We start from the raw sequence: 3,375 nt of genomic DNA, 5'->3' as shown, positions 1-3,375 counted from the left end.
CCACTTCACGCGGGTGCGGTCCGAGCGGTGCGTGCCGGGCGTCAGGTACGCCTCGATGCCGATGATCGGCTTGATGCCCTTATCGGTCGCGGTCTTCCAGAAGTCGAAGGCGCCGAAGGTGTTGCCGTGGTCGGAGACCGCGATCGCGGGCATGCCCTGCTCGACGGCCGCGTCGATCAGGGGACCGACGCGCGCGGCGCCGTCCAGCATCGAGTACTCGCTATGGACATGCAGATGCACGAACGAATCTTTGGCGGACACACACGCTCCTGGGTCGACGGCCGGAGTGCCCAGTCTACCCGGTTGGCGCGCGAGCCACACCCGGGCGAGGCGACCCCGGGCGGGGGGCCGCCGGGGTCGCTAGGCGTTTTCGAGCACGTCCAGCGCGTGTTGCAGGTCCGCCGGGTAGGTGCTCTCGAAGCTCACGTATTCCTCCGTGGCCGGGTGCACGAAGCCGAGGCGCATCGCGTGCAGCCACTGCCGCTCCAGGCCGAGCTTCGCGGAGAGCGTCGGGTCAGCGCCGTACATGCTGTCGCCGACGCAGGGGTGCCGCTGGGCGGCCATGTGCACGCGGATCTGGTGGGTGCGGCCGGTCTCCAGCTGGATCTCCAGCAGGGTCGCGTACGGGAAGGCCTCCAGCGTCTCGTAGTGCGTCACCGAGGCCTTGCCGTCGCGGACGACCGCGAACTTCCACTCGGAGCCCGGGTGGCGGCCGATCGGGGCGTCGATCGTGCCCGCGAAGGGATCGGGGTGCCCCTGCACCACGGCGTGATAGATCTTGTCGACCGTGCGCTCCTTGAAGGCGCGCTTCAAATGGCTGTAGGCCTGCTCGCTCTTGGCGACGACCATGAGGCCGCTCGTGCCCACGTCGAGGCGGTGCACGATGCCCGCGCGCTCCTGCGCCCCGGAGGTCGCGATCGTGTACCCGGCCCCGGCGAGGGCTCCAAGCACGGTCGGCCCGGTCCAGCCAACGGAGGGGTGCGCGGCCACGCCGACGGGCTTGTCGACGACGACGATGTCCTCGTCGTCATAGATGATGCCCAGCTCGGGCAGCTCCACGGGCTCGATGCGGGGGGGCTGCTTCGACGCCCAGCTCACCTCGAGCAGCGAGCCGGCGGAGAGCCGGTCGCTCTTGCCCGCGGTGACGCCGTCGATCGTGACGCCGCCGGCCTGGATCACCTCGCTCGCGAAGGTCCGCGAAAAGCCGAGCATTTTTGCGAGGGCGGCGTCAACACGGCTGCCCTCGAGTCCCTCAGGGACGGGGAGCTGACGGTGTTCCATCGCTGCCTTCCGGATTGGTCGTGCGGGGGGTCCCGGGTTCGGGAATGGCGTCGGGGGTGGCCTCGGGCGCGGCTTCGGAGCCCGCAGCCGTGCTGGCGGCGTCGTCCGCGAGAGCTGCGTCGACCGTGGCATCCTCTGGCTCGGCGGCGGCGCGGCCGCCCTTCGGCGCGCGGGTGCCGTCCATCTGCACGCCGAGGAAGGTGATGAGCACGAAGAGGATCATGCTCGACACGATGGCGATGTCGGCGAGGTTGTAGATCGCGGGCATCATCCACGGGGTGTAGATGTAGTCGATGACGTGCCCCTCGGGGAAGCCGGGCTCCCGGGTGAGGCGGTCGATCAGGTTCCCGAGGGTGCCGCCGAGCAGGAGGCCGAGGAACAGGGCCCACGGCACCGAGCGGATCCGGCCCGAGAACCAAATAATCACGCCGACCACGGCCGAGGCGAGGATCGTGAAGATCCAGGTTGATCCGCTGGCCATCGAGAAGGCGGCGCCGGGGTTACGCACGAAGTGCCACTGGAGCGCCTCGCCAATGACGGGCACGCTCTGGCCCTCGGGCAGCTCGGCGACCACCCAGTTTTTGATCAGTTGATCGGCCAGCACAACGACGACAGCGACGCCGATGAGGAGAAGAACTCCCCACCAGCGCCGCTTGGTCGGCCGCTGAACCGATTCGTTCGCAGCTCGGGTCATTGTCGAGCTAGCTCAGGGGCGACGGGTCGCCCTCGGGCTCGGGCGAACCCTCCAGGCCGCGCAGCTGAGCCTGGATGTAGGAACGCAGCGTGCTGCGGTACTCACCCTCGAACTCGCGCAGGTCCTTGATCTTCTGCTGCAGGTCGGTGCGCTCGTGGTTGAGCTTCGCGAGCTCGTCCGCGCGCTGCTTCTGTGCGCCGGAGACGAGGTCGTGTGCAGTGGCTTCGCCGTCCTTGACGAGCTGCTCGCGCTTGAGCTCACCCTCGCGGATGTGCTTGTCGTGCAGTTCGAGCGCCAGCTGGAGCATGGCGGAGGACTTGATGGCCTCGCCCTGCGTGTAGGAGGCGGACTCGTCGGTGAACAGCGCGCTCTCGGCGAGCGAGGACGGAACGACGACCGTGTCGTCGGAGTCCTCGTCGGCGTCGGCCTCGTCGGCCTCGGCCGGGGTCGCAGCCGCGGGTGCGGCGACGGGCGCGCCGGACTCGGCCGCGGCGAGCTTCGCCTTCAGCTCCTCGTTCTCGGCCTTCAGCGCCTCGCGCTCGGCCTCGAGCTGACGAAGCTCCTCAACGATGGTGTCGAGGAAGTCGTCCACCTGGTCGAGGTCGTAACCGTCGCGGAACTTCGTGATCGTGAAACGTTTGTTGACAACGTCATCGGGTGTTAAAGCCATTCCTGAGTCTCTTTCGATCTGTCGCGACCACGGTTATGGCCCCTGGTCTACGGTAGCAAAAAGCTGGCCGCGCCGCTGGGAGATCCAGACTTGGCGGCCTGAGCGGGAGTTTATCGGAGAAAAGCCTGCAGTATCCAGCAGCAGAGCATCGTGAGCATCCAGCCGAGGTCGAGCTGCACCTGTCCGATCCGCAGGGGCGGCACAATTTTGCGGAACATCCGGATCGGCGGGTCGGTGATCACAAACACGGCCTCGAAGAGCACCGCGACGGCACCCTTCGGGCGGAAGGAAGGGTTGAGCACGCGCACCCAGTCCAGGATGAAGCGCACCCAGAGCACTGCGACGTAGAGGCCGATCAGCGTGTACAGGACCGCCTTGATGACGGTAACAACACCCATTCCCTAGGAGTTCACGAAGAAGGAGCTGTCCTCAGCGTCCTGGCTGTCGCTCGACACCGCAATGTGCGACGGAGACAGCAGGAACACCTTGCTCGTGACGCGTTCGATCTTGCCGAACAGCCCGAGCGAGAGCCCGCTGGCGAAGTCGATGAGGCGCTTGGCCTCGGCCTCGTTCATCTGGGACAGGTTGATGATCACGGGGACCCCATCGCGGAAGGTCTCGGCAATCTGCTGAGCGTCTCGGTATTCGCGAGGGTGCACGGTCAGGATTTCATTCATTGCGGGGGTCTGTGCTCCACGAGTCGGGGTGACGCGGCGCAGGGGGGTGACCT

The 3,375-nt window shown here is 67.2% G+C and carries 6 protein-coding genes; all 6 read right to left on the bottom strand.

From position 1 onward, the window contains the following. A partial coding sequence (locus tag OOT08_RS18250; protein ID WP_442916291.1) for a PHP domain-containing protein occupies window positions 1–210 on the bottom strand: 210 nt, incomplete at its 3' end. A 150-nt stretch (window positions 211–360) separates the two neighbouring features. After that, window positions 361–1,281, bottom strand: coding sequence for an RluA family pseudouridine synthase (locus tag OOT08_RS18245; RefSeq protein WP_325094304.1), 921 nt, complete (start codon window positions 1,279–1,281; stop codon window positions 361–363). Further along, the gene (gene lspA, locus OOT08_RS18240) at window positions 1,253–1,975 is read right to left on the bottom strand and encodes a signal peptidase II (RefSeq protein WP_325094303.1); all 723 of its coding nucleotides are present in this window, start codon (window positions 1,973–1,975) and stop codon (window positions 1,253–1,255) included. Before lspA ends, OOT08_RS18245 begins: the two co-directional genes overlap by 29 nt. A 7-nt stretch (window positions 1,976–1,982) precedes the next feature. Then, entirely contained in the window at window positions 1,983–2,645 is a 663-nt protein-coding gene (locus OOT08_RS18235; RefSeq protein WP_325094302.1) for a DivIVA domain-containing protein, read from the bottom strand. 110 nt (window positions 2,646–2,755) lie between these two features. Next, complete coding sequence (locus tag OOT08_RS18230) at window positions 2,756–3,043, bottom strand: YggT family protein (protein ID WP_325094301.1); 288 nt, start codon at window positions 3,041–3,043, stop codon at window positions 2,756–2,758. Between the two features lie 3 nt (window positions 3,044–3,046). Then, window positions 3,047–3,375 (bottom strand): cell division protein SepF (locus tag OOT08_RS18225; RefSeq protein WP_325094300.1); only part of this gene is annotated, 329 nt, incomplete at its 5' end.

The organism is Leucobacter sp. M11 (genome assembly GCF_035726885.1).
Lineage (GTDB): Bacteria > Actinomycetota > Actinomycetes > Actinomycetales > Microbacteriaceae > JAPFRB01.
Note: the sequence above shows the minus strand (reverse complement) of the source record. Positions and strands in the feature narration are given on the sequence as shown.